The 25,246-nt window shown below is 71.1% G+C and carries 17 protein-coding genes and 1 pseudogene; 14 read left to right on the top strand and 4 right to left on the bottom strand.

What is annotated here, in order from left to right:
- Positions 1–178 precede the first annotated feature (178 nt).
- Together E0D90_RS07080 and E0D90_RS28565 are read right to left on the bottom strand one after the other, a co-directional pair.
- The gene (locus tag E0D90_RS07080) at positions 179–2,257 is read right to left on the bottom strand and encodes a serine/threonine-protein kinase (RefSeq protein ID WP_130797018.1); all 2,079 of its coding nucleotides are present in this window, start codon (positions 2,255–2,257) and stop codon (positions 179–181) included.
- 299 nt (positions 2,258–2,556) lie between these two features.
- A pseudogene (locus tag E0D90_RS28565) lies at positions 2,557–2,892 on the bottom strand (DDE-type integrase/transposase/recombinase); the annotation flags it as partial.
- Positions 2,893–3,667: 775 nt separating this feature from the next.
- Here E0D90_RS28565 and E0D90_RS07070 point away from each other — a divergent pair.
- The 12 genes from E0D90_RS07070 to E0D90_RS07015 all read left to right on the top strand — a co-directional run bounded on the left by E0D90_RS07070 (position 3,668) and on the right by E0D90_RS07015 (position 20,489).
- Entirely contained in the window at positions 3,668–4,258 is a 591-nt protein-coding gene (locus tag E0D90_RS07070) for a cysteine hydrolase family protein (protein WP_130797017.1), read from the top strand.
- 58 nt (positions 4,259–4,316) lie between these two features.
- Positions 4,317–5,345 carry a hydrogenase expression/formation protein HypE gene (gene hypE / locus E0D90_RS07065; RefSeq protein ID WP_130797016.1) on the top strand — a complete coding sequence of 343 codons (1,029 nt, stop codon included), beginning with the start codon at positions 4,317–4,319 and terminating at the stop codon, positions 5,343–5,345.
- Between the two features lie 13 nt (positions 5,346–5,358).
- The gene (gene hypF, locus E0D90_RS07060) at positions 5,359–7,719 is read left to right on the top strand and encodes a carbamoyltransferase HypF (RefSeq protein WP_130797015.1); all 2,361 of its coding nucleotides are present in this window, start codon (positions 5,359–5,361) and stop codon (positions 7,717–7,719) included.
- Positions 7,716–8,960, top strand: a complete 1,245-nt coding sequence (locus E0D90_RS07055) for an ATP-grasp domain-containing protein (RefSeq protein ID WP_130797014.1) — start codon at positions 7,716–7,718, stop codon at positions 8,958–8,960. The genes hypF and E0D90_RS07055 overlap by 4 nt, the downstream gene beginning before the upstream one ends.
- A 69-nt stretch (positions 8,961–9,029) precedes the next feature.
- The gene (locus E0D90_RS07050; protein WP_130797013.1) at positions 9,030–11,648 is read left to right on the top strand and encodes an ATP-grasp domain-containing protein; all 2,619 of its coding nucleotides are present in this window, start codon (positions 9,030–9,032) and stop codon (positions 11,646–11,648) included.
- Entirely contained in the window at positions 11,645–12,925 is a 1,281-nt protein-coding gene (locus E0D90_RS07045; RefSeq protein ID WP_130797012.1) for an MFS transporter, read from the top strand. The genes E0D90_RS07050 and E0D90_RS07045 overlap by 4 nt, the downstream gene beginning before the upstream one ends.
- A gap of 53 nt (positions 12,926–12,978) precedes the next feature.
- A complete protein-coding gene (locus tag E0D90_RS07040; RefSeq protein ID WP_130797011.1) occupies positions 12,979–14,499 on the top strand; it encodes a pyridoxal phosphate-dependent decarboxylase family protein in 1,521 nt (506 codons plus the stop codon).
- Positions 14,500–14,531: 32 nt separating this feature from the next.
- A complete protein-coding gene (locus tag E0D90_RS07035; protein ID WP_219806426.1) occupies positions 14,532–15,749 on the top strand; it encodes a fatty acid desaturase in 1,218 nt (405 codons plus the stop codon).
- Between the two features lie 41 nt (positions 15,750–15,790).
- The gene (locus E0D90_RS07030) at positions 15,791–16,228 is read left to right on the top strand and encodes a cobalamin-dependent protein (RefSeq protein WP_174856157.1); all 438 of its coding nucleotides are present in this window, start codon (positions 15,791–15,793) and stop codon (positions 16,226–16,228) included.
- Positions 16,221–17,636 carry a methylaspartate mutase gene (locus E0D90_RS07025; protein ID WP_130797010.1) on the top strand — a complete coding sequence of 472 codons (1,416 nt, stop codon included), beginning with the start codon at positions 16,221–16,223 and terminating at the stop codon, positions 17,634–17,636. Before E0D90_RS07030 ends, E0D90_RS07025 begins: the two co-directional genes overlap by 8 nt.
- Entirely contained in the window at positions 17,636–19,036 is a 1,401-nt protein-coding gene (locus tag E0D90_RS07020; RefSeq protein ID WP_227870050.1) for an aspartate aminotransferase family protein, read from the top strand. Before E0D90_RS07025 ends, E0D90_RS07020 begins: the two co-directional genes overlap by 1 nt.
- A gap of 250 nt (positions 19,037–19,286) precedes the next feature.
- On the top strand, positions 19,287–20,489 hold the full coding sequence (locus tag E0D90_RS07015) for a PLP-dependent aminotransferase family protein (protein ID WP_103501525.1): 1,203 nt from the start codon (positions 19,287–19,289) through the stop codon (positions 20,487–20,489).
- A 42-nt stretch (positions 20,490–20,531) separates the two neighbouring features.
- Here E0D90_RS07015 and E0D90_RS07010 read toward each other — a convergent pair whose 3' ends face one another.
- Both E0D90_RS07010 and gabT read right to left on the bottom strand, forming a co-directional pair.
- Positions 20,532–21,557, bottom strand: coding sequence for an aldo/keto reductase (locus E0D90_RS07010; protein WP_227870049.1), 1,026 nt, complete (start codon positions 21,555–21,557; stop codon positions 20,532–20,534).
- Entirely contained in the window at positions 21,538–22,884 is a 1,347-nt protein-coding gene (gabT, locus tag E0D90_RS07005) for a 4-aminobutyrate--2-oxoglutarate transaminase (protein WP_130797009.1), read from the bottom strand. The genes E0D90_RS07010 and gabT overlap by 20 nt, the downstream gene beginning before the upstream one ends.
- 427 nt (positions 22,885–23,311) lie before the next feature.
- On the opposite strand from gabT, the gene E0D90_RS07000 reads away from it, so the two are divergent.
- Together E0D90_RS07000 and E0D90_RS06995 are read left to right on the top strand one after the other, a co-directional pair.
- Entirely contained in the window at positions 23,312–23,956 is a 645-nt protein-coding gene (locus tag E0D90_RS07000; protein ID WP_103501528.1) for a nitroreductase family protein, read from the top strand.
- A 106-nt stretch (positions 23,957–24,062) separates the two neighbouring features.
- Positions 24,063–25,172, top strand: a complete 1,110-nt coding sequence (locus E0D90_RS06995) for a pyridoxal phosphate-dependent aminotransferase (protein WP_227870048.1) — start codon at positions 24,063–24,065, stop codon at positions 25,170–25,172.
- Positions 25,173–25,246: the final 74 nt, after the last annotated feature.

The following is a 25,246-nucleotide window of genomic DNA, read 5'->3' as shown; positions in this document are numbered from 1 at the left end:
CCTGCAAAAGCCGACAACCCGTCACATGTAGTGCTCAGCAGGCGAACCGCCCACCTCGAGACTTCTCAAAGACCCTGGCTTAGCGGGTTGTGCGGTTGGGCTGACAAAGGGGGTGAAGCCCCCATCTCCTCGACCTCGAAGCTCCGGCCGAGGGCACCCGCGGCGGTCTCTGATCTCATCAGGGCTGTGGCACAACCCGCTGCTTGCATCCACCAAGATCAGGGGGCACCGTGCCGTCTTCCGTGGTTTTTCTCAGGTTTTCTGTGAGGAACTCCTTCCAGTTTTCGCTATCGATCATTTCGGTGATATTGTCGCAGATGGCATTTCGGAGCTCCTTGTCGCCTGGCCATAGCCCGATCCCGTACGACTCGACAGTAAAACCGGTGGACGGCAGAATCAGTTCATTCGGATGCCTCGCCTGGAACCCTTCCAGTATCAGCGTGTCGGTGGTGACTGCGTCGACCTCCCTGTCCAGCAGTTGAGTCACGCAGTCTTCGTACCTGGTCAGCTCTACGGGTTCGAAGTTTTTTCCCGTGAATTTCTCCATGAGTTCTTTGCTTGAGGTGGACCCGTTCGCAGTGCACACCTTGGCGCCCTGGGGAAGGGATGGTGGCCCCTTGATGTCTCCGAGGTCTTTGTGTACCAGGATGTTCTGCGTCGTGGTGATGTATGGGCCGGCGAAGGTGACCTTTTCCGATCGGTCATCGGTGATGCTGTAGGTGCCGATGACCATGTGAACCTCTTTGTTTATCAGTGCGTACTCCCTGGAGTACGATTCCACTTCTTGATATGCGATGTCCTTTTCTGGGTCGAATCCTAGTTGCTCGGCGATCCACAGGATGACGTCAATTTCGAAGCCAGAATACGTTCCGTCGTCGTCTGATTCAGTCAGGCCGGGCTGGTTATCCTTGACGCCGATCCGAAGCTTCCCTATGTCCGCCGCGTTCTTCATCGTGGGTGAGATTTCGGTCAGCTCCTCCCCGCCCCGCTCAGGCCCCCACCGTAGCCAGCCGCCGCCGGCCAGCGGAATGATGACCAGCGTGGCGCACGCGGCCACCCACCACCGACTCCGCTTTCTTGGCGGTGGGGAGGAGGGGGGAGGAGGCAGCGGCGAGGGGGTAACCGGCGGCTGGTATGCCGCGGAGGATTCATCGTTGGCAAGGCGGCGCAGCTCATCCTCGGCCTCCTGGGCGGACGGCCGGTAGTCCGGGTGCTTGTGCAGCAGTCCTTTGATGAGCGGTGCCAGTGGGCCCGCGTGTTGCATGGGTGGCGGGGGGTAGTTGGCCGCCGCGTACTGTTCGTCCCGCTTGTCCGAGCCGGTGAAAGGCGGCCGGCCCTCGACCATTTCGAACAGTGAGACGCCCAGCGACCACAAGTCGGAGGCGGTGCTCGCGGTGCGGACTGGAGCCGCGGAGTACTGACCCAGTTCGGGCGCCAGATAGCGGGGAGTGCCGATGATGTGGTGCCCGCTGGTCACTTGGGTCGCGCCTTCGAATGTCGCGATGCCGAAGTCCATCAGGAGCGCTTCGCCGTCGGAACGGAAGAGGATGTTGTGAGGCTTCACGTCCCGGTGCAGAACCTTGGCCGCGTGCGCGGCGCGTAGGCCGCGCAAGACCTGGAGTGCGATCAAGGCGGCGCGGGGGTAGGGAACACGGCCCTCCGTGCGCAGCACTTGGGCGAGGTTGCGTGCACCGAGTATCTCCATGACGATCCATACGTCGCCCTCTGCCTCACTCTTGCCACCGCCCGGGATCTGCGCCTCGCCCTCGACGATGTCGTGAATATCGATGACGTTCGGATGATTGATCCGGGCGACGGCCCTGGCCTCGCGGAGGGCTCGTCCGATGAGTTCGGACTCGGTGTCCGGGCCGGTACTACCGCGTAGCAGGATGCCTTTGACCGCGACCGGGCGCATCAGTGTGGCGTCCCACGCTTCCCAGACCACTCCCATGCCGCCCTGACCGATCCGACGCCGTAGGCAGTACCGCCCACCGACCACCGGCTGTGGCGCGCTCGTCCCTGCGGCTGTCAGTCGTTCGGTGCGCGCGAGATCCAGCTCTGTCCGCGGTTGCCACGAACCGCCGGACAGCTCCAGGGTGACGGGATCAGTGGTCTCTCCCCCCGACCCCCGCCTGTCTCCTGGCGCCGGATCGGCCCCAGGTTTTCGCCAGGGGGTGTCCTCGGGTGTGCCCCTTCCGGGCACTTCGGGTCCGGAGTCATCCGGCCCACCCCGCGCCACCGGTCCGATGCCGTGCATGGAACCCCCCACTGGGTCGACAGCCCTGACTAGACATCAGATTAAGGACTGGAGGAGCGGAAATTCAGCACCACTGGTGGTTTCTCCGTACACCTACACGACGCGGCCAGGCCCCCGCGCCTGCCTTCGAAGAGGTGCTTGACGGGCACGGCGGGGTCCTCGGCCCGGCGTTCGCGCAGGTGTTCCCGGCAGGGCCGACGAGACGGGCGCGGCTTTCGGGGACGTGGAGCATTCTCCAGTGCCGGTAGGCGCGGGCGAGCTTTGGACGCTGTTGAGGCCGAGGGGCCGGTGCATCCGCGATCCGAGTGGAAGATCACCGGACGGGTGGGACGACGCTGCCGGCAAGCGGCCCTGAGGGCGTCGGCGACCAGATCGGTCCGCAGATGATCGGCGTTTGCCCAGCCGACCACTCGGCGGGAGGCGATGTCGATGACGGTGGCCAGGTAGAGCCATCCTTCGCCGGTCGGGATGTAGGTGATGTCGCCGCACCAGCGGGCATCGAGCCCGGCGGGGTCGGGCTGGAAGTCCCGGACGAGCTGACCGACCGAGCGGTCACCCCGGCGGCACAGCTCGACAATCTCGGCCTTGAACTCCGGCGTGAACGAACGGCGAGGGCGAGGCCTCTCCTTCCCCATGCTCTCCATGACGGACACCCTCCCGGGGACGAACCCCTGACCTCGGATGTCCGTCAAAGCGAATCAAGCCCAACCCATGTTGCGATGCCGTCGACTACGTGGTGGCGGCCGCGTGCGGGCTCGATGGGGACCGGTTGCATGCCTGGAGTCGGGTGATCGCTCCCATGGCGGCCATCGGGCACCTCACCGCCGACGGCTCCGACTGCTCCGACAGTCCGGCGCGCGTGATCGACGAACTGCTCGCCCTGTCCCGTTGATCCCACGCGCACCGGTTCGGCCCCCGGTAGAGCGTGCCCTTGCCGTCCGCCTCGCCGCCAGGTCCGAGGGCGGTCTCCTCGGCCGCGGGATATGGCCGGTATATCGCCGGTGTGGCCGGGCTGGAGGGTCCCCGGCGCTCCGGGTGTGCCCCGTGAAGGAAAGAGGGCGGCAATTCCGTGCGTGCCACGGGGCGGGAGTGACGGGAGTTGTGAACCAATGTTTCCGTCCGGCGGACGCCGGGGCCTTTCTCTGGTTTCCTTTCGGCCAACAGGGCGGGGCGGCTTCCCTCGGCCACGTCTTGGTATTGACCGGCCTCTGATGCCGTGAAATAGTTCTCGCGCCGCTGCGAGATGGGTGCGATAGGGGGAGTAAGGGTTGCACTCGCAGCGTGCCCCGTTGTTCTGGTTATTCTCTTTTGAGCCGTCTCGCGTGCACATTTCCGCGAGTGGTTCGCACATCCTTTCTCTGTCGTTGCGGGTCGGTATCGACTCCGTCATGCCCGAATTCAAGGAATTCCATGGGGAAGATAGCTGTACTGACTAATGACATCCAGTCCGATGTCGTCGGCAAGACGCCGGAGCGCACGGCGGCCGTGGAGGCGGCACGTCCGCGGTTTCTCGGCTTCCTGGCGGAGATGCGCCGGCGCGGGCACGGGATCTACCACCTCCAGCTGGTCAACCTGCCCGACGACCCGAATGTCGAGCGCGACCCGGACGGGACCCTGCCGCTCCAGCGTGGCTCCCGGGGCGCGGCGATCATCGAGGACTTCCTCGCCCCCTCGGACGTCGTGGTGGAGAAGAACAAGGACAGCGGCTTCTACGAGACGGAGCTCCACGCCCGGCTGCAGGCCGACGGCGTCGACACGGTCCTCGTGACCGGCCTCCAGACGCAGATCTGTGTGCAGACGACGGCCGCCGACGCCTTCTTCCGCGGCTACAACGTCTGGGTCCCCTCCGACTGCGTCGTCTCGGGCAACCCGGAGGACCGTGACCGGGCGCTGGACTGGCTTGGCGGCTACTGCGCGACGGTGGCCGAGTCGGACGAGATCCTGGCAGCGCTCGACCGTGACGGAGAACTGGCCCGGAAGGTGGTCAAAATTCTGCCGTGAGGGCATGTCGGCGCACTTCTCCCATCCGCCACTCCTGACCCGAGGGGGCCTGTCCGGCATGGAACACGGTAAGCACGAAGCTTCCCCAGAGATCGTTCTCGATCATGGAAGCGGCGCACAACTCAGTCGTGAACTGGTTTCGCTCATCGTGGAAACACTCGGCGATGTGCATATCGGTGAGATGGAGGACAGTGCGACGCTTTCTGTTCGCGGCGGGAGAATCGCGATGACCACCGACTCATTCGTGGTGGATCCGCCGTTCTTCGGCAACGGGGACATCGGGAAGATCGCCGTGTGCGGGACGGTCAACGACCTCGCGGTCGCCGGCGCCACGCCGCTCTATCTGACGCTCGGCATGATCCTGGAGACCGGGCTGCCGATCGAGCGTCTGGTGCGGGTCCTCACCTCCGTCCGGGAGACCGCCCGGGAGGCGGGTGTCCACATCGTGTGCGGCGACACCAAGGTCGTACGCAAGGGCGAGGCGGACCAGATCTACCTCAACACCGCCGGTGTGGGGATCTTCGAGCGGGAGCCCCTGCGGATGGGCCGGGTGCGCCCCGGCGACCGTGTCGTCCTCACCGGGCCGATCGGGAACCACACCGTGCACCTGCTGTCCATCCGGGAGGGCCTGGGCTTCGAGCAGCGGGTGCTGAGCGACTGTGCGCCGCTCAACGGCCTGCTCGGCACCATCCTCGACGAGGCGGGGGAGGGCCTGGTGCACTCCGCGCGCGATGTGACCCGGGGCGGGCTGGCAGCCGTACTGCACGAGTACGCGGGCGCGCTCGGCCGTACCGTCCGGATCGATCGGGAAGCGCTGCCGATCCAGCCGGAGACGGTCATGGCCATGGACATGCTGGGCATCGATCCCATCCACACCGCCAACGAGGGCTGCCTCTGCCTGTTCGTGGACCCGGCGGCCGAGGAGCGTGTCCTGGCCGCCCTGCGGTCGCACCGCTACGGGAGCCAGGCCGTGACCATCGGCGAGGTGACCGGGGACACGGAGCCCGTGGTGCTCTCGCGTGACCGGGCCGGGCAGGAATCAGTCCTCGAGGAGCTCCGAGGCGCCGAGCTCCCCCGGCTCTGCTGAGCGGGCGCGCGACATGTCGAGCGACGGGTGCGCGGCCCGCAGGGGAATCCGCGTCGAAGGAGTCGTCCAAGGGGTCGGCTACCGGCCTTTCGTGTACAAGCTCGCGCTCTCCCTCGGTCTGGCGGGCTGGGTGCTCAACGACCCGGAGGGGGTGCTGATCGAGGTGTGCGGAGCGCCGCAGGTGCTGGAGCGCTTCGCCACCGCGCTGAGCCGGGAAGCGCCCCCGCTGGCCCGGGTCACCGCGGTCCGGGTGACCGAACTCCCCCGGGACGACGCCGGCCCCCGGACGTTCGAGATCCGGCAGAGCGTGCGGGAGGGCCGCAAGGACACCCTGGTCGCCTGCGACGGCGACGTCTGCGCGGACTGCCTGGCGGAACTGCGCGATCCGGGAAACCGGCGCTATCGCTACCCGTTCATCAACTGCACCAACTGCGGTCCGCGCTACTCGATCATCCGGGGCCTGCCCTATGACCGCGCGATGACCACCATGGCGGCCTTCACCATGTGCGCGCCCTGCACCCGCGAGTACGAGGATCCTCTGGACCGGCGCTACCACGCCCAGCCCAACGCCTGTGCCTCCTGCGGGCCGCAGTTGCTGCTGGCCGGCCCGTCCGGGGTGGTCGCCCGGGGCGAGGCGGCGCTGCAACGGGCCGCCGAGACCCTCGCGGCGGGCAGGATCGTCGCCGTCAAGAGCGTCGGTGGCTTCCACCTGGCGGTGAACGCGCGCGACGCCGAGGCCGTGCGCCTCCTGCGGACCCGCAAGCGGCGGGACTCCAAGCCGTTCGCGGTGATGGTCCGTGATCTCGACGCCGCGGCCGCCATCGTGGAGCTGCGTCCGGCCGAGTCCGCCCTGCTGTCCTCGCCGGCCCGGCCGATCGTGCTCGCCCGCAAGCGGCCGGGCGGTCTGCCGGAGGCCATCGCCCCGAGGAACCCCAATCTGGGCGTCATGCTGCCCTCCGCGCCGCAGCACCACCTGCTGATGGACGCCCCCGGACCGGGCCCGCTGGTCATGACCAGCGGCAACATCTCCGGGTACCCCATCGAGCACCGTGACGAGGACGCTCTCGACCGGCTCCTCACGATCGCCGACCTCATCCTCTACAACGACCGGGACATCGAGATCCGGGTCGACGACTCCCTGGTGCGGTCCTCGGAGCACCCGGAGCTGGACGAGCCGGTGCTGACCTTCGTGCGCCGCGCGCGCGGGTACGCGCCCTATCCGGTGGAGACCGGAACCACCCTGCGCCCTCTGGTCGCCTACGGCGCCGAACTCAAGACGACGGTCGCCCTCTCCAGCGGCACGCGGGTCTACCTCAGCCAGCACATCGGGGATCTCAAGAACGACGCGACGCTCCGGTCCCACCAGGAGACCGCCGGCCACCTGGCGGCCCTGCACGACCTCGCCCCCCGGGTCGCCGCGGTGGACCTCCATCCGCAGTTCCGGGCCACCCGGCTCGCGCTGGGAAAGGGCGGGACGGAGTTCGACTCCGTCGTTCATGTGCAGCACCACCACGCGCACATGGCATCGTGCATGGCCGAGAACGGGCTGAGCGGAACGACGCTGGGCGTGGTCTTCGACGGCGCCGGCTTCGGTGAGGACGGCACGACCTGGGGCGGCGAGTTCCTGTGGGGGGACTACCTGCAGGCGCTGCGGCTGGCCCACCTGCGTCCCGTGCGGCTCCTGGGCGGTGACCGCGCGGTGCGCGAACCGATCCGGACCGGATTCGCCCTGGCGCTGGACGCCTTCGGCGGCCCGGAGGAGGCCGCCGGCGCCTTCCCGGTGCTGAGCGTGCTCGACGGACGGCGGCGGCATGTCTTCGGCACGATGGCCCGGCGCGGCGTGAACGCGCCCCTCGCCTCCAGCATGGGGCGCCTGTTCGACGGCGTGGCGGCGCTTCTCGGAGTCACCACGTACGCCGAGTACGAGGCGCAGGGGCCCATCGAGCTGGAGGGCCTGCTGGCGCGCGACCTCACGCTCACCCCGGAGGCGGAGCGCTACCGGTTCGGCGGCCGGCCCGGGGACGACCCGGAGATCGACCCCCGCCCCGTCATCACGGCCGTCGCGGCGGACCTGGCGGCGGGCGTCCCCCCGGCCGAGATCAGCAGGCGCTTCCACTCCTCGGTGGTCGGCATGGTGGTGGAGTGCTGCACGGCGCTGCGCGCCCGGCACGACACCGGGGGCCTCCGGCAGGTCGTGCTTTCCGGCGGCGTGTTCCTCAACGAGTTCCTGCTCGTCAACTGCCTGGTGGAACTGCGGCGTGCCGGCTTCGACACCTACTGCCAGCAGCAGGTCCCGACCAACGACGGGGGCATCGCGCTGGGCCAGATCGTCGTCGCCGACGCCCGGCTGGCACGGGCGGAGGAGGCCGAGTGAGAACGGACGCCCCGCACCAGGCACCTCCCCACGTGCTCGTTCTGCACCGCTGGCGCGACCGGCACGCCGACTACGCCGCCTACCTCGACCACGCCACCCACCGGGTCAGCTATGTCACGACGGCTCCGGGGCGCGAGTCCGTCCCCGCCACGGCCGCGGCCGTGACCACCGTGTCCGCGACCGACGCCCTGGACGAGGTGCGGGCCGCGGTGAACGCGGCAGCCCGGCGGCTGGGGCCGGTGACCCGGCTGGTGGCCCTCAACGAGGGGGACCTCGACACGGCCGCCGCGCTCCGCGCCGAACTCGGCCTTCCCGGGCAGCGGCCCGAAGCGCTGCGGCGCTTCCGGGACAAGCTCACCATGGTCACCGTGGCCGCCGGGGCGGGCCTGGCCGTACCGGCCCACGCGGACGCGTCCGGCCCCGGCGTCGTGGCGGACTTCGCGCGGCGCCACGGATGGCCCGCCGTCCTCAAACCCCGGCGGGGGACCGCCAGCCGGGGTGTCACGGTGCTCCGTGATCCCCGCGACGTGCCCGACGCGGCCACCTTCGACGCGGAACCGCTCATCGTCCAGTCCTATGTCGCCGATCCGGTCATGCACATCGACGGCCTGTGGACCGGGCGGCGACTCGGACCCTGGCGGGCGTCCCGCTACCTCAACACCTGCCGCGGCTTCGCGCAGGGCGAGTTCCTGGGATCGGTGGAGATCGACGACCCCGGACTGCTGGGGGCACTGGAGGAGTTCACCCGCCGGTGCGCCTTTGCGCTGGGGGGCGGGCAGCCCTGGGTGTTCCATCTGGAGGCGTTCGTGGGCAGAGCCCGGGGCGGTACTCCGAGGATCACCTTTCTCGAAGCCGGCGCCCGCGTCGGTGGCGGTGAGATCCCGTTCGTCTGGCGCGAGGTGCACGGCACGGACCTGATGGGCGCGGCCGCCGCCATCCAGCTCGGCCGCCGGCCCGCCCTCGCCTCCCCACCGGCCGGTGACACCGCCGGCTGGCTGCTGCTTCCGGTGCCCGTGCCGCCACCGTGCCGGGTCGTCTCCGTGCGGGTCGGCGCGCAGGAGACGCACGGACCCTACGCGCGGGTGATCGCGGCCCCCGGGGCCGTCATCCCGCGGATCGGCGGATACGAGCACGTGGCGGCCCGCTTCCGCTTTCGCGGCTCGTCCAGCCAGGAGGTCGAAGCGGCCGTGATGAAGACGGCCGCCTCCTTCTCCATGCACTGCGCCCCACTGCCGTCCTGAGACGGCAGCGCACGGACCGGACGGGACCCCCGCACCGGTGCAACAACGAAAGGAACTGGTGAGCGCCCCATGCCCAGCCCGAAGAGCCGACTCCTGGTGGTCGGCAGCCGGTTGCAGGCATATCGCGAGTACGCCATGGCCTCCCTGGCCCGGGAGCACGAGCTCCTGCTGGTGACCTCACCCGCCGCGAGCTGGGAGAAACCCTACATATCCGACGTCCGGGCGGCCGATACGACCGATCCGGCCGCGCTGCGCGCCGCCGCCGGCGAGCTGCTCGGCGACGCGGGTGTGACGGAGCGGACCGGAATCCTCACCTGGGACGAGCTGTCCCTGACCGCCACGGCCACCGTCGCGGCGGAACTCGGCCTGCCCCACATGACGGTCGAGGCCGCCGCCGCCTGCCGGGACAAGTACGTCGCGCGCGGCCTGCTGGACCGGGCCGGACTGCCGGGCGTCCGTCACCGTCTGGTCCACTCCGTCGAGGAGGCCGGGGCCGCCGCGCTGGACATCGGCTACCCCGTGGTCCTCAAGTCGCGTTCACTGGCCGGGAGCATGGGGGTCGCCCGGGCCCGTGGCGCCGAGGAGCTGGCCGGTGCCTACGAGGCGGCCGCCGGCACCTCCTTCCCCGGCCTGCGCAAGGCCCCCGGTGTCCTGGTCGAGGAGTTCCTCACCGGCCCGGAGATCAGCGTCGACAGCTGTGTGGAGAACGGTGAGGCCACCCCCGTGGTCGTCGCCCGCAAGCGGCTCGGCTTCGAACCCGCCTTCGAGGAGGTCGGCCACCTGGTGGCACCCTGGCGGCACGAGCCGTGGGCCGAGGACGTGATCCGGCTGGTCGGCTCCGCGCACCGGGCCCTGGGCATCACCCTCGGCGTGACCCACACCGAGATCCGCCTGACGCCCGCCGGCCCTCGCGTCATCGAGGTCAACGGGCGCCTCGGCGGAGGACTCATCCCCCACCTGGGCGCACTGGCCACCGGAGTCGACCTGGTCCGCGCCGCCGGCGCCCTCGCCGTGGGGCGGGCCCCCACCCTGGAGCGGTCACGGGACCGCTGCGCCGAGATCCGCTTCCTCTACCCGGCGCACGACGGCGTGCTGGAGCGGCTGGACACCGGAGGGGCCGCCCAGGTGCCGGGAATCGCCGAGGTGGTGGTCCTCGCCGAGCCCGGAGCCCGGCTCCTGCTCCCGCCCAAGGCCCTGACCCCGCGCACGACGGCGCTGATCGCCGTCACCGAGGAGGAGCAGACCGCCCGCGACGCCCTGGACCGCGCGGAGGCCGAGGTCACGGCCGTTCTCGAGGGCGCCCCGACGGAGGCACTGGGCGCCCTCCTGGAGAACCCCGTCACCCGCCGGTACCTGAACTCCGAGCGCGGCCTGGAGAACATGGTCGTCCCTCAGCTGCGCAACGAATGGAACAGCTACGGCGCCGGCGGCGGCAAGGCGCTGAACCGGCCGGTGCTCCTGGACTCCACGGACCGCCGCCGACTGGAGTCGGACCTCAACGGGCTCTTCCACCTGCTGACCACCATCCCCGACCGGCTGTTCGGCGGAGACCACCGGGCCTTCGCGCGAGCCGTCGGGATGAGCCCCACCCAGGTCGACATCGTGATGCGCGGGGCGGGACGCCGGCTGCCGCCGATGTCCCGGGCCGACATGTACCGGGAGCCGGGCGGCTTCCGGCTGATGGAACTCAACACCGGGAGCTCGCTGGGCGGCTGGCAGATGGGCGAGTTCTCCCGGGGCGTGCCGGCCGACCCCGCCTTCCGGTCCTTCGCCGAGGAGGAGAACCTCACCCACCCCGATCCGATCGGCGAGATCGCGCGGGTACTCCGGGGCGACGCCGCGCACGCCGGCTTCGACCTGCCCGGCCGTCCCGTGCTGGCCCTGACCGAGTGGCCCGACAGCTACACCAAGACCAAGCCATGGCTCGACTTCGTGGTGCCCGACTGGCTGCGCCACGGCTTCGACACCGTCGTCTGCCATCTGGGGGAGTTCGACTACCGCGACGGGGTGCCCCACATCCACGGCAGGAAGGTGGACGTGGTCTACCGCATCTTCCTGCCGGGCGAGATGGGCGACGAGCAGCGCAGCCACGACCTGGTCGACCCACTGCTGGACGCCGTATCCGCCGGCCACACCTTCCTCTTCGCCGGGCTCGACTGTGAGCTGTACGGGAACAAGGGCAGCCTGGCCATGCTCAGCGACGAACGGAACCGTGACGCCTTCAGCGCCGACGAACTCGCTCTGACCGAGCGCATTCTGCCCTGGACCCGGTTCCTGCGGGACGAGGAGGTCCTGCGCGCGGGCCGGCGCGTCAGCCTCCTGCCCCATGTACTGGCCAACAAGGACCAGCTCGCGCTCAAGCCCACGCTGCTCTACGGCGGTGTCGGCGTCGTACCCGGCTGGTCCGTGGGGCAGGACGAGTGGGAACACCACATCCGCGAGGCGGTCGACGGGCCGTTCGTCGTCCAGGAGCGGGTCCTTCCCGTCATGGAGCGGTTCGTCCGCGAGGACGGGCGTGACTTCGAGCGGATGGCTGTCGCCTACGGGGTGATGATGGTCGGCGGCGTCTACGCCGGCATGCTGGTGCGGGGCACGCCTGATCCCGACGTGGGAATCGTCAGCATGTCCAACGGCGCGCAGATCGGCTGCTGCTTCCACGTGGCGGACCGCCCGGAGCGTGCTCGATGAGTCCGCTGGCCAGGGGCGAACTCTGGCAGGACAGGGAGTTCCTCAAACTCTGGTCCGGTGAGTCCGTCTCCCAGATGGGGGCGCAGATCACGCAGCTGGCGCTGCCGCTGGCCGCCGTCTACCAGCTCGACGCCACCGCGACCCAGATCGGTCTGCTCAACTCCGCGAGCTTCGCGCCGTTCCTGGGCGCGACTCTCTTCATCGGGGTCTGGGTCGACGGCCGCCGCCGCCGGCCGCTGATGATCGGGAGCAACCTCGGGCGGGCCCTGCTGGTGGGGAGCGTACCGCTGGCCGCCTACCTCGGTCTGCTGCGGATGGAGTACCTCTACGTCACGGCGTTCGTCATCGGCGTCCTGACCGTGACGTTCGACGTCTCCTACCAGTCCTACCTGCCCTCCCTCATCCGGCGGGACCAGCTCGTGGAGGGGAACAGCAAGCTCCAGGCGTCCGCCTCCGTCGCGCACATCGGCGGTCCGGGCGCGGCGGGGCTGCTGGTCGGCTGGATCACCGCGCCGATGGCCCTGCTGGTCAACGCCTTCTCCTACCTCTTCTCGGCAGCCTGCCTGCTGGCGATCCGGCGGCCCGAGCCAGACCCGGCCCCGACCCGGCAGAGCTCCTCGACGGTGAGCAGGATCGGCGAAGGGCTGCGCATCGTCCTCGGCAACGCCTCCATCCGGGCCATCGCCTTCCAGGCCGGCACGTACAACCTCTGCTGGATGTCGCTGCAGACGGTCTTCGTGATCTACGCGGCGCGGCAGCTGGACATGTCGCCGGGGACCATCGGCGTCGTGCTCGGCGTCGGCGCGGTGGGGTCACTGGTGGGCGCGGTCGGCGCCCCCTGGCTCAAACGCAGACTGGGTCTGGGCCGGGCCATCATCACGGGCCTGGTGCTGTGCTGCTCGGCGCCGGTACTGGTGCCGCTGGCGAGCGATGCCTCACTTCCCTCGCTCGCCCTGCTCGTCGCTGCCTTCGCCCTCTGCGGGGTCGGTTCGACCATGGCCACCGTGCACGCCGTGAGCCTGCGTCAGGCCATCACGCCCGACCATCTGCTCGGCCGTGTCAACGCCGGCTGCCGTTTCATCGCCTGGGGGCCGCTGCCGCTGGGCGCCCTGATCGGCGGCTTCCTCGGAGACGCCATCGGGCTGCGCCCGACGCTGCTGGTGACCTCCGTGGCCTTCTCCACGGCACTGCTGTGGATCGTCTTCTCACCGGTACGAACCCTGAAGGACTTCCCCGCGCCCCCGCAGGACGCCACCGCGCCCGCCGTCGGCACCTGAACCACCGGGCACGCGGCACCGCCGGCCCGTACCCCGACCGAGAAGGAGCCCCCATGACCACCCACGCGCCCGGCCCGGAGTACCAGCCCGCCGGGACCCGGGAAGGGCTGGAACACGTACGGAGTCTGGTGAACGCCGCGCTCGACATCCTCCAGGAGTCCTCCGCCTCGCGCGGCGGCCCCGTGGCGCCCGGCGGCCCGGACGGCGCCCGGGCGGCGGCGCGCCGGGCACTCACCGGCCCCCTGCTGCCGGCGCAGGGGGAGAAGGCCGGGGAGGTTCTCGAAGCCCTCGTCCGGCCCTACGCGGAAGGGGCGGTCGACATCACCCACCCGGCCGCGCTGGCGCGGATGCAGCCACCGCCGGTGGCCCCCGCGGTGGCGGCCGAACTGGTGGCCGCGGTCCTCAACCAGTCCCTGCACGCCTGGGAGAGCGGCCCGTTCGCCCTGGAGCTGGAGCGCTGGACGATCGAGCAGCTGGCCGGACTGGTGGGCTACGAGCCCGCCGAGGCCGGCGGCACCCTGACGCCGGGCGGCAGTCTGTCCAACCTGATGGCCCTGACCATGGCCCGGGATACCGTCCTGGCCCGCAGGACGGGCAGGTCCCCGGGGCAGGAGGGGCTGCTCGCCATCGGGGTGCAACCGGTGGTCCTCTGCCCGGAGGGAGTGCACTTCTCCGTGGAGCGCGCGGCCCGCATGCTGGGCCTGGGCGAGGACAACATCGTGACGGTGCCGGTCGACGACACCGGCCGCATGATCCCCCGGGAGGCCGAGCGCCTCCTGCGGGAATGCCCGCCGGACCGGATACCGGTGGCGCTCGTGGCTGTCGCGGGCTCCACCGACCTGGGGATCGTCGACCCCCTCCCCGAACTCGCCGACCTCACACGCCGGTACGGAATCTGGCTGCACGCCGACGCCGCGTACGGAGCCGGCGCGTTGTTCTCGCCCCGGCTCCGTCCCCTGCTCACCGGAGTGTCCGAGGCGGACTCGGTCACGCTGGACCTGCACAAGTTCGGCTGGAGCCCGGCCTCGTCCGCCGTCCTCCTGGTACGTGACGCCGGGGCGCTTGCCTCCTTCGGTCTGCGGGCCACCACCTGTCTCAGCGCCGACGACGACACCCTCGCCGGCTACATCGGCCTGCAGAACACCTCGTTGCAGACCACCCGGCGGGCCGACGCCCTGAAGATCGCGGTCACCCTCCGCACGCTGGGCAGGGAGACGATGGCCGCCATGGTGGACACCTGCCACGCGCTCGCCCGGCACGCGGCGGCCCGGATCGAGGCCGACCCCCGGATGGAGCTGAGGGCGCGGCCGCCGCTGACCGCCGTCCTCTTCCGCTACCTGCCCGGCAACGGCCTCGACCCCGACGCGTTCAACGGAGCACTGCGGCGGCGGGTCATGGAGGACGGGCGCGCCCTGATCGCCCGGACCCACCTCGCCCAGCCGGACGGCGGCTCCGCCGTCTTCCTGAAGCTGATGATCCTCAACCCGGCCACCACACCCGCCGAACTGGACTCCGTACTTGATGAGTTGACGGCGACCGCCGCCGCGATGGAAACCTCCGCGTCCGACTCCTGACGGCCGGTCCGCCCGCCAGCGAAAGGACGGCGATGCACGAGCTGAGTGACCCACGGCAAGGAGCCGGACCCTCCGCCGGCGGACCGGACCCGGTCCGCGAGTCGATGCGGCGGCTGCCCCGCTTCTGCGCGCTCCCGCTCACCCTGCTCACCGGCAGGCCGCACGCCGGCCAGCGTCCGGTCCGGTACACCCCGACCCGGCACCTGCTCAACGCGGCGGTCTCGATGACCGTCGGGCTGACCCTCAGCTCCCTCGCCCTCGCCGCCGCGTCGTGGTACCTGTTCCTGCTGCTCGCGGGCTGGGCCGTCACCCTGCACGGCGCGCGCAACCTGCGCATGATGATCTACCACCAGTGCGCGCACCGGAACATGTGGGGACGCCGCCGGGCGGACCACGTGCTCGGCCGGCTCATCGCCGCGGTGCTCCTGATCCAGGACTTCGGCCGGTACCGGGACGAGCACGTCAGGGACCACCACGCCCTGCACCACATGACGCCGCGGGACCCCACGGTCCAGGCGTTCCTGATCAGCCTGGAACTGCGTCCGGGCATGAGCCGCCGCCGGATGTGGCGCACCGTCCTGGGGAAGCTGGTCTCCCCGGCGTTCCACTGCCGCTTCCTGGCGGCACGCGTCCGCTCCTACTTCCACTCGGCGGCCCCCGCCTGGCGGGTCGGCACCGCGGCGGGTCTGGCGGCGCTGTTCCTGCTCTCCGTGTGGCTGGACTTCTGGCTCGTCCTGCTGGTCGCCTGGGTGCTGCCGATGACGGTGTTCTATCAGGTCGTCAACGTCCTCCGGCTGTGCGTCAAGCACACCTTCCCCGCTCCGCGGCAGACGCCCCGCAAGGGCAGGGAGTACTTCGCGGGACTCACCAACGCCATCTTCATCGGGGAGGCCGCTCCCTCCCGCGACCTGCCGCCCGTGCGCCGAGCCACCGCGTGGCTGCGGTGGGGCGCCAGGATGCTGCTGGTGCACTTCCCCGCGCGCTACCTGGTGCTGACGGGCGACACGGTGGTCCACGACTTCCACCACCGGCACCCGATGAGCAAGGAGTGGGCCAACTACCTCTTCGAGCGGGAGGACGACCACGTCCGCGGCACCCCCGGCTGGCCCCCGTACCACCACGTCTGGGGACTGGTGCCCGCCATCGACCACGTCCTGGCCTCGCTGCGCGTGGCGGACCCCGACGAGTTCCATCCCGACCGGCTGGCGGAGGTCAACCGCCGAGAACTGTTCGCCGCGTTCGACGACTGATCCCCACGGCCGTATCCCGCAGAACTGTGAAGAGAGGTCTCATGAACGCGTCACCGGGAACACGTCTGGTGATCCTCGGCGTGGCCGAGAGCGATGCGCACGCGGTGGCCAACCACCTGATCGGCATGCAGCTCACGGAACAGGGCTTCGTGGTGGTGAATCTCGGGGTGTGCACGCCGCTGAGCGAGTTCGCCGACGCCCTCGACCTCCACCCGCGGGCCGAAGCGGTGCTGATCGGCAGCCTCAACGGCCACGCGTACCAGGACCTCAGGGAGCTACCGGCCCTGCGCGCGGCGGGGCGGCTGGCCCGGCCCGTCATCGTCGGCGGCAACATCTCCGTCGGCAGCCGGAAGAGCGCCACCGACCGTGAACGCCTCCTCGGCCTCGGCGTCGACCACGTCCTGAGCGACGCCTCGCAGCTCGTACTGCTGCTGGACATGCTGCGTGCGGCGAAGGCGGCAGAGCTGCAGCATGGCTGACATCGACGACCTCTCCCTCCCCCCGGAGATCGCCGCGCGGCTGCCCGGCTGGCAGGACACGCTGGACAACTTCCGCGCGCTGCGGCGACCCGGCCCCGGCCGCGCGGCCGTCCCGTTCGTGTGCGACGTCCTGCGCGCGGCCGAACGAGCCGGGCGCCCCGCCGTCCAGCCACGCTGCGGGGTCGGCGGCCACCCGGAGATGGTGGAGCTGCTGCGCGCCCTGAACGAGGCGGGCCCGGCCGTCCTGTCGGTGACGGTCGACGCCCACACCCGGCTGCGCCGGTTCGACGTGGCGTCCGCCCTGCTGCGCACCGACCCCACGGAGCTCAACGGCTATCCGCTGGTGGCCCACGGATGGCAGCGCGGGCGCGAACTCACCCGGGCCGTTCCCGTGCCGCTGGAGGTGCGGCACGGCTCCCCGGACGCGCGCGGGCTCTTCGCCGTGGCGATGGCCGCGGGCATCACCTCGTTCGAGGGCGGCGGCATCGGCTACAACCTGCCGTACTCCAAGGACGTCCCACTCGGCCACTCGCTGCGCGCCTGGCAGCGGGTCGACGCGGTCTGCGGAACGCTGGCCGACGCCGGGGTGGTGATCGACCGCGAACTGTTCGGAACGCTGACGGCCGTCCTCGTCCCGCCCTCCGTCAGCCTGGCCATGACCCTGCTGGAAGGGCTCGCCGCGGTAAGGGAGGGAGTGCGGTGCCTGTCCGTGTCCTACCCGCAGAGCGGGGAGATCCACCAGGACGTCGCCGCCCTGCGGGCGATCCGCACCGTGGCCGCCCGCTACCTCGGCGCGGATGTCGAGGTGTACCCGGTGCTCCACGAGTTCATGGGCGTCTTCCCCCGGACACCGGAGTTCGCCGGACTGCTGATCCTCTGCGGCGGACTGACCGCCCGGCTCGGCGGAGCCACCAAGGTCGTCAGCAAGACGGTCCAGGAGGCGTACGGCATACCGGACGCCGCCGCCAACGCCGACGGCATCCGGATGGCCGCGCTGGGCGCCTCCGAGATGCTCGACTTCGTGCGGCTCGAAGAGGACCGGATCGCCGAGGAACAGCACTGGATCGAGCGGGAGGTCGCCGAGATCGTGGAGCCCGTCCTCAGCTCCCGCGAACTCTTCACGGGGATCGAGGAGGGCTTCCGGGAGGGACGCCTCGACATCCCCTTCAGCGCCAGCGTCCACGCCCGCTCCCGGATCGTGCCGAGGCGTGACCGGTCCGGAGCCATCCGCTACGCCGACTGCGGTGGGCTGGCCTTCTCCGCCGCCGTGCGCCGTCGCCAGGCCGCCGCTCTGGAGCGCTCCGGCGCACCTGGCAGGACGCTGCTGGAGGCCGCGGACACCGACATCCACTACTTCCTCCAGAAGGAGAACGCGTTCACCATGGCCCGGCGAAACAGAGGTAACTGATGGACGGCACAGGACTTCCGATCACCATGTCGCCCGACGGCGTCCCCTCACCCGAGACCGGGGCCCGCGTCGTCGCGGAGGACCGAGCCCACCTGTTCCACTCCTGGGAGGCGCAGGACCACGTGGCCCCCATCCCGGTCGCCGGGGCGTCCGGGCGGCACTTCTGGGACTACGAGGGCAAGCGCTACCTCGACTTCTCCTCGCAGTTCATCAACACCAACATCGGGCACGGGCACCCGAGAGTCGTGGCCGCCATCAAGGAGCAGGCCGACCGGTTCTGCATGATCGCCTCGACCTTCGCCAACGACAGGCGCGGGGAGGCGGCGCGGCTGATCGCCGAGATCGCGCCCGGTGCCCTCGGCCGAGTCTTCTTCACCAACGGCGGAGCCGACGCGAACGAGCACGCCGTGCGCATGGCCCGGCTGCACACGGGACGGCCCAAGGTGCTGTCCGCCTACCGCTCGTACCACGGGGGCACCTCGACCGCGATCAGCCTGACCGGCGACCCCCGGCGCTGGGCCAACGAGAACTCGGCCAACGCCACGCCCAACGTCGCCCACTTCTTCGGGCCCTACCTCTACCGCTCGCACTTCCACGCGACCACCGAGGAGGAGGAGTGCCGGCGCGCCCTGGCCCACCTGGCGGAGGTGATCACCTTCGAAGGAGCCGAGACCATCGCCGCGATCGTGCTGGAGTCCATCCCCGGCACCCCGGGCGTCCTCGTCCCCCCTCCCGGCTATCTGGCGGGCGTCCGCGAGCTGTGCGACCGTCACGGGATCATGTTCATCGCCGACGAGGTGATGTCGGGATTCGGCCGCGCCGGGGAATGGTTCGCCATCAACGCCTGGGGAGTGACGCCGGACCTGCTCACCTTCGCCAAGGGGGTGAACTCCGGGTACGTCCCACTGGGCGGGGTCCTCCTCTCCGAGGCCGTCTACGACACCTTCCGCGACACCGCCTACCCGGGCGGGCTGACCTACTCCGGGCATCCCCTGGCCTGTGCCGCGGCCGTGGCGACGATCACCGTGATGCGCGAGGAGGGGATGGTGGAGAACGCCCTGCGCATCGGGGAACGGGTGCTCGGCCCGGGGCTGCGGGAGATCGCGGGACGGCACCCCTCGGTCGGCGAGGTCCGCGGGCGCGGGGTCTTCTGGGCGGTGGAACTCGTCCGCGACCGCGAGACGAGGGAGATGCTGGTGCCGTACGCCACCGACGGGGGAGCGGCCGCCCGCCCGGTGGACGAGGTCGTCGCGGCGTGCATGGAAGGCGGGATGTACCCGGTGTGGAACTACAACCGCGTCCATGTGGTGCCGCCGTGCAGCATCACGGAGGATGAGGCGCGGCAGGGCCTGGCGATTCTGGACGAGGCGCTCGGGCACGCCGACAAGTACGCCGTCTGAACTCGGTCGTCTGAACTCCGCCGTCTGAACTCCGCCGGCCGCGACCGCGTGTTCGTGGCGGGTGCGAGCCCCGCGCTGTCGCGTGCCCACGCGATGGCCAGCGGAACGCAAGGCCGCTGCAAGGCGTGGCTGGCACAGTCCCACGGACAGCAGGCGGTACGCGGCGTCCGCCGGTTCGCCGGCCCCGGCCGCCCGCCGCGATGTGGCGACGGGCGGCCGATGCCGCGCGTCCCACCGTGAGGAGTGTCCCGTGGACGTCCTGGCAGCTCTGCGGCGCAGGCCCAGCCTCAACCTGTTCCCCATCGAGAACCGTCTCTCCCCACGGGCGCGCGAAGCGCTCGCCAGTGACGCCGGCAACCGCTACCCGTACGTCGAAGGGCCCGTCACGCACTACGGGGACGTGATGGGGCTGAGTGAGGTCTACGACTACTGCGTGGACCTCACCCGGCGGTTCTACGGCGCGCGCTTCGGCTGTGTGCACTTCCTCTCCGGGCTGCACACCATGTACACGGTCATCACCGCGCTGGCCCGTCCCGGCAGCCGCGTCATGGTGCTGGACCCCGAGGACGGCGGCCACTACGCCACCGTCACCATCTGCGAGGGGCTGGGGTACTCCGTCTCCCGGCTGCCCTTCGACCGCCAGAGGCTGCTGATCGACTACGACGCGCTCGCCGTGCGGATGCGGGAGCGACCGGTCGACCTGGTCTATCTGGACGCCTCCAGCATGCTGCGCTTCCCGGACGCGCGCCTGCTGCGGCAGGCCGCCCCCGACGCGCTGCTGTGTCTCGACGCCTCCCATCTGCTGGGTCTGCTGCCGGCCGCGCCGCGGACGCTGGTGTTCGGGGGAGGCTTCGACACCATCTCCGGCAGCACCCACAAGACCCTGCCTGGTCCGCAGAAGGGCCTGCTGGTCACCGACAACGAGGCGCTGGCCCGCAGGGTGAGGGAGCGGGTCCCGTTCACGGCGTCCAGCTCCCATGCCGCGAGCGTGGGGGCCCTCGCCATCACGCTGGAGGAGCTGATGCCGTGCAGGGTGGCGCACGCGGAGCAGATCATCGCCAACGCCCGCGAACTGGCAAGCCAGTTGGCACAGCGCGGGTTCGGCGTGGCGGGGGAGGGGTTCGGCTGGACCGAGACGCACCAGGTCTGGGTCCACATCCCCGAGGAGGCCGGACCCCACGGCTGGGGGCGGCTGCTCACCCGGGCCGACATCCGCAGCACCACCGTTCCGCTGCCCAGCAGCGCCGGTCTGCCCGCGCTCCGGCTGGGGACGCAGGAGCTGACGCGCTGTGGCATGAAGGAGGACACCATGGCCGAGGTCGCCGGCCTCCTCGCGCGCGTCCTGCTGCGGGGCGAGGCCCCCGAAGCGGTCGTGGCGGACGTCCGCGCACTGGCGGAGCGCTTCCCCGGGGTCGCCTACGTGGGAACGCCCGAGGTCACCGTCGAGGAGTGAGGGGGAGCCCGCGCCTCCCCGGCCGGGCACCCCCGGCCGGGGTCAGTTCCCCACCAGCCCCATCAGGAAGGGGCCGTACCGCTCGCCCCGCACCTCCGCCGCGGGCACGGCCGCCTCGATCTCCGCCAGTTCCACCGGCGACAGGGCCAGGGACAGGGCCGCCAGGTTCTCCTCCAGGTGGTCGCGGCGGGCGGTACCGGGAATCGGCACCACGTCCCCTCCCCGGTGGTGCAGCCAGGCCAGGGCGAGCTGGGCGAGAGTGGCGCCGTGCCGCCGCGCCAGGGGGCGCAGCCGGGCGAGGAGCGGCCGGTTGGCGCGGATGGACGCGTCGGTGAAGCGAGGCAGGGTGTGCCGGAAGTCCTCGCGCGGGCCGAGATCGGAGGCCGAGGAGATACGGCCCGTCAGATAGCCGCGCCCCAGCGGGCAGCTCGCGATGATCCCGATACCCAGCTCCCGGCAGACGGGAACGACCTCCCGCTCGATCCCCCTGCTCCACAGCGACCACTCGCTCTGCACAGCGGTCACCGGATGGACCGCGTGCGCCCGGCGGATCGTGCCGGCGGACATCTCGGACAGGCACACGTGGCGGACCTTGCCCTCCGCGACGAGTTCGGCCAGCGCCCCCATGGCCTCCTCGATCGGTTCGCCGGGAGCCGCCCAGTGTTTGGTGTAGAGGTCGAGATGGTCGACGCCCAGCCGGGTGAGGGAGTCCTCGCACCGCCGGCGGATGTAGGCGCGGTCACCGCGGACCCCGAGGAACGCGCCGCTCGGCGAGCGCTCCAGGCCGACCTTGGTGGCGATCAGCACCCGGTCGCGCCGGCCGGCGACGGCGGCGCCGAGCAGCCGCTCGCCCTCGCCGAGCCCCTGGACGTCGGCGGTGTCCAGCAGTGCCACGCCCGCGTCGATCGCCCGGCGGACCGTGGCGACGGCCTCCGCGCGGTCCGCCCGCCCGTAGAAGGAGCTGAGGCTCAGGCAGCCCAGTCCCTGCGCGGGCACGGTGAGATACCCCAGCCGGCGGGTGGCGCGCGGCGCCACCGGTGCGCCGGTGTCAGCCGATGACCTGTTCACAGCACTCCTCCAGGACGTCCAGCGCGTGGGTGAGCAGTTCGGCGGGCAGGACCAGCGGAGGCAGGAACCTCAGGACGTTGCCCCAGCTCCCCGCGGTCAGCAGCATCACCCCCCGGGCCTGGCACGCCGCCACCAGGCTCGCCGCCAGCTCGGGGTCCGGCTCGTGGGAATCCGGCCGTACGATCTCGACGCCCACCATGGCGCCGCGGCCGCGGATGTCGCCGAAAGCCGGGTACGCGGAGGCCAGGGCCGCCAGCCGGGTCGTCAGGGACAGCCCGAGCGCGCGGGCCCGCGCGGCCAGGTCGCGTTCACGCATGACGCGGATCGAGGCCAGGGCCGCGGCGCAGGCCACCGGGTTGCCGCCGTAGGTGCCGCCGAAGCCGCCGGGCCGGACGGCGTCCATGAACTCGGCGCGGCCGGTGACACCGGAGAGTGGGAGCCCTCCGGCGATCCCCTTCGCCGTCACCACGAGGTCCGGCACGATGCCCTCGTGTTCGCTGGCGAACCAGTCGCCGGTGCGGCAGAAGCCCGTCTGGATCTCGTCGGCCACGAAGAGCGCGCCGTGCCGGCGGCACCAGGCGGCCAGCGCCGGCAGGAAGCCGGGCGCCGGCACGATGAACCCGCCCTCTCCCTGGACCGGTTCGACGATCACCGCCGCCACGTTCTCCCCGCCGACCTGCCGTTCCAGAGGCTCCAGCGCCCGGTGGGCGGCGGCCTCGCCGGTCATGCCGTCCGGGTCCCGGTAGGGGTAGGAGGAGGGAACGCGGTGGATGTCCGGGGCGAAGGGGCCGAACCCCGCTTTGAACGGCGCGTGCCTGGCCGTCAGACCCAGGGTGAGGTTGGTGCGGCCGTGGTAGGCGTGGTCGAGGGCCACGATCGCCGTCCGTCCGGTGGCGGCCCGGGCGACCTTGACGGCGTTCTCCACCGCCTCGGCCCCGGTGCTCAGCAGCACCGACCGCTTCTCGTGGTCGCCCGGAGTGTGCCGTGCCAGTTCCTCGCAGACCTCGACGTATCCCTGGTACGGGTTGCTGAGGAAGCAGGTGTGGGTGAACAGACGCGCCGCTTCCGCGACGGCGGCGGCGACTTCGGGGGCGCCGTTGCCCACGCCCGTCACACCGAGTCCTGAGCCCAGGTCGACGAACGTGTTCCCGTCGGCGTCGTGGAGGAGACCCGGGCCGGCGGCCTCGATGTAGGTCCGCACCGCGCTGCCCACCCCTCGGGCGACCACCGTGCGGCGGCGTTCCTCCAGTCGCCGGGAGCATGGGCCGGGCACCTCGGTGGCGAGGTGGGGCACGCTGGCCCGAGGGGTCGTATTCGACGTGGTCACAAGAGTTCTCCGCTCTGTCGTCTCCGCTGAGCCGTTGGCGCCGTCGTCATCGTGTGTCGCCGTTGTCGCGGGTCGCGATATCGGTCGCCTCGCGGGAACGGACTGTCGTGGCGTGCGGGAGGAAAGGCCGCGCGTCGAACGGGAAATGCTCAGCACATTAACGACGAGAAACCGTCTCGGACAAGCGATTCCGGCACCGCGCCCGAAAGGCCCAGGTGAATTCAAGGGGATCTCCCAGCCGGCCGGCGCCGTCAAGCCGTCCTCAAGTCTCCGGTCAAGCGGTCTGCAGGGCCCCGGCGCGATCCTGGTCGGTGTCCGGATCTTCCGGAGCGGCCCCCGCCCGGGAGCGGAGAGCTCCCGGGGAGTGCGAAGCGCCCCGGCCGCGCGGCGTGGAGCAGCCGCGAACGGGCCAGGAAGGAGAGGGCACATGGCGTTGCTGGACCTCACTCCCGACGAGCTGCTGACCACGACCCGGTCCGTCCGCAAGCGGCTCGACCTGGACCGCCCGGTTCCGCTGCCCCTGGTCGAGCAGTGCCTGGAGATCGCGCTGCAGGCCCCCTCCGGCAGCAACCGCCAGTCCTGGCACTGGGTCGTGGTCGCCGACGAAGAACGGCGTCTCGAGATCGGGCAGTTCTACCGGAGAGCGGTCCGGCGGTACCTGGCCACCGAGGGGTCCTGCGGGACGCTCTACCGCGAGGACCCCGCGCGGCACGGGATACAGCGGCGCGTCGCGGACAGCGTCGCCTATCTGGGCGACCACCTGGCGCGGGTGCCGATCCACGTCATTCCCTGTATCGACGCGTCCGACGCACCGGAATACAACGAGGCCGGGAAATGGGGCTCCGTCATTCAGGCGACCTGGAGCTATATGCTCGCCGCCAGGGCCCGCGGTCTCGGAACGGCCTGGACCACGCTGCATCTGACGTACGAGAAGGAAATCGCGGAACTGCTGGGAATCCCGGACGGAATCGTCCAGGCGGCCCTGATTCCCACCGCCTATTCCATCGGGGTCGACTTCCGGCCCGCACCGCGACAGCCACTGGAGTCGGTGCTGCATGTCGACACCTGGTGAGCCCTCTCGGACCAGCCGGGGGAGCGGCCGGCCGGAGGGCGCCACGGACGGGCGGCGAGGGCCGGGCCGACGGGCCTTCGGCCTGAGGACCCTCGTGCTCGCCGGCATGATCGACACGGCGCGTGAGCTGGGCGCCGTGGACATCGCGGTCGGCGGCCCTCCCGGGCAGCCGCCCCCGGAGGCCGTCGCCGCCGCGGCCGAAGCCATGTGGGCGGGCCGCAACCAGTACACGGACCCCGCGGGTCTCCCCGCGCTGCGCGCCGTCATCGCCGCCCGGGTGGGCGCCGCCCTCGGCCGGCCGGTCAGTCCGGGAAGCGAGGTCACCGTCACCGCCGGCTCCACCGAGGGCGTCCTGGTGTCCCTGCTGACGGTGACCGACCCGGGTGCCGAGGTGATCCTGCCCGAACCGGCCTTCGAGACCTACGCCGGCGCCGTCGAACTGGCGGGGTGCACACCGGTCCGGGTGCCGCTGGCCGGGCCCGGCTGGGCTCTCGACACCGAGCGGATCGCCGCGGCTCTCACCGCACGGACCGCCGCCGTCCTCGTCAACAGCCCGCACAACCCGACCGGACGGGTCTTCACCCGGGAGGAGACACGGGCGCTGCTGGAACTCTGCGAACGACACGACGTGCTGTGCGTCGCCGACGAGGTGTACGCGGACTTCGTGTACGACGGGCGGTCGCACGTATCCGCCCTCGCGTTCGAGGAGTTCGCGCACCGGGTGATCGCGGTCGGCAGCCTGTCCAAGTCCAACGAGATGGCGGGCTGGCGGATCGGCTACTGCGTCGCCGCACCGCATCTGACCGCCGTGCTGCGGAAGGTCCACGAACGGACCAGCTTCAGCACCGCCACCCCGCTGCAGTACGGCGCCGCGGTACTCCCCGGGCCCAGCCGCGGAACGAGCCGGTTCGAGCGGCAGCGGGACGAGATGGTGCGCCGCCTGTCGGACATGGGGTTCGACGTCCGGCCGCCCGAGGGCGGCTGGTTCGTCCTGGCCGGCACGGCGCGGCTCGGCCTGCGCTCCGGCTCCCTGGCCGACGCGCTGCTGAGGCGGGCCAAGGTGCTCGTCGCGCCGGGAGCTCCCTTCTTCCACACCCCGGGCGCGGGAGAGGGCTGGGTCCGCGCCACCTTCGTGAAGGACCCGGCCGCGCAGGCCGCGGCGCTCGACGCGATGGAGCACTTCCTCGGCGCCCTCCCGGCGCGCGGCGCCCGCTGACCCGCGCACGCTGACCCCCGCCCGGAACCCGCTGCCCCACGCCTGTCTCTTATACACATTCTCCGAGCCCAACG

This window comes from Streptomyces otsuchiensis (assembly GCF_004305975.1).
GTDB lineage: Bacteria > Actinomycetota > Actinomycetes > Streptomycetales > Streptomycetaceae > Streptomyces > Streptomyces otsuchiensis.
Note: the sequence above shows the minus strand (reverse complement) of the source record. Positions and strands in the feature narration are given on the sequence as shown.

Coding starts and splice junctions, on each gene's coding strand:
- E0D90_RS07040 (WP_130797011.1), top strand. CDS start 12,979: ATGACCACCCACGCGCCCGGCCCGGAGTACCAGCCCGCCGGGACCCGG.
- E0D90_RS06995 (WP_227870048.1), top strand. CDS start 24,063: ATGATCGACACGGCGCGTGAGCTGGGCGCCGTGGACATCGCGGTCGGC.
- E0D90_RS07000 (WP_103501528.1), top strand. CDS start 23,312: ATGGCGTTGCTGGACCTCACTCCCGACGAGCTGCTGACCACGACCCGG.
- E0D90_RS07020 (WP_227870050.1), top strand. CDS start 17,636: ATGGACGGCACAGGACTTCCGATCACCATGTCGCCCGACGGCGTCCCC.
- hypF (WP_130797015.1), top strand. CDS start 5,359: ATGTCGAGCGACGGGTGCGCGGCCCGCAGGGGAATCCGCGTCGAAGGA.
- E0D90_RS07050 (WP_130797013.1), top strand. CDS start 9,030: ATGCCCAGCCCGAAGAGCCGACTCCTGGTGGTCGGCAGCCGGTTGCAG.
- hypE (WP_130797016.1), top strand. CDS start 4,317: ATGGAACACGGTAAGCACGAAGCTTCCCCAGAGATCGTTCTCGATCAT.
- E0D90_RS07035 (WP_219806426.1), top strand. CDS start 14,532: ATGCACGAGCTGAGTGACCCACGGCAAGGAGCCGGACCCTCCGCCGGC.
- E0D90_RS07025 (WP_130797010.1), top strand. CDS start 16,221: ATGGCTGACATCGACGACCTCTCCCTCCCCCCGGAGATCGCCGCGCGG.
- E0D90_RS07080 (WP_130797018.1), bottom strand. CDS start 2,257: ATGCACGGCATCGGACCGGTGGCGCGGGGTGGGCCGGATGACTCCGGA.
- E0D90_RS07030 (WP_174856157.1), top strand. CDS start 15,791: ATGAACGCGTCACCGGGAACACGTCTGGTGATCCTCGGCGTGGCCGAG.
- E0D90_RS07045 (WP_130797012.1), top strand. CDS start 11,645: ATGAGTCCGCTGGCCAGGGGCGAACTCTGGCAGGACAGGGAGTTCCTC.
- E0D90_RS07070 (WP_130797017.1), top strand. CDS start 3,668: ATGGGGAAGATAGCTGTACTGACTAATGACATCCAGTCCGATGTCGTC.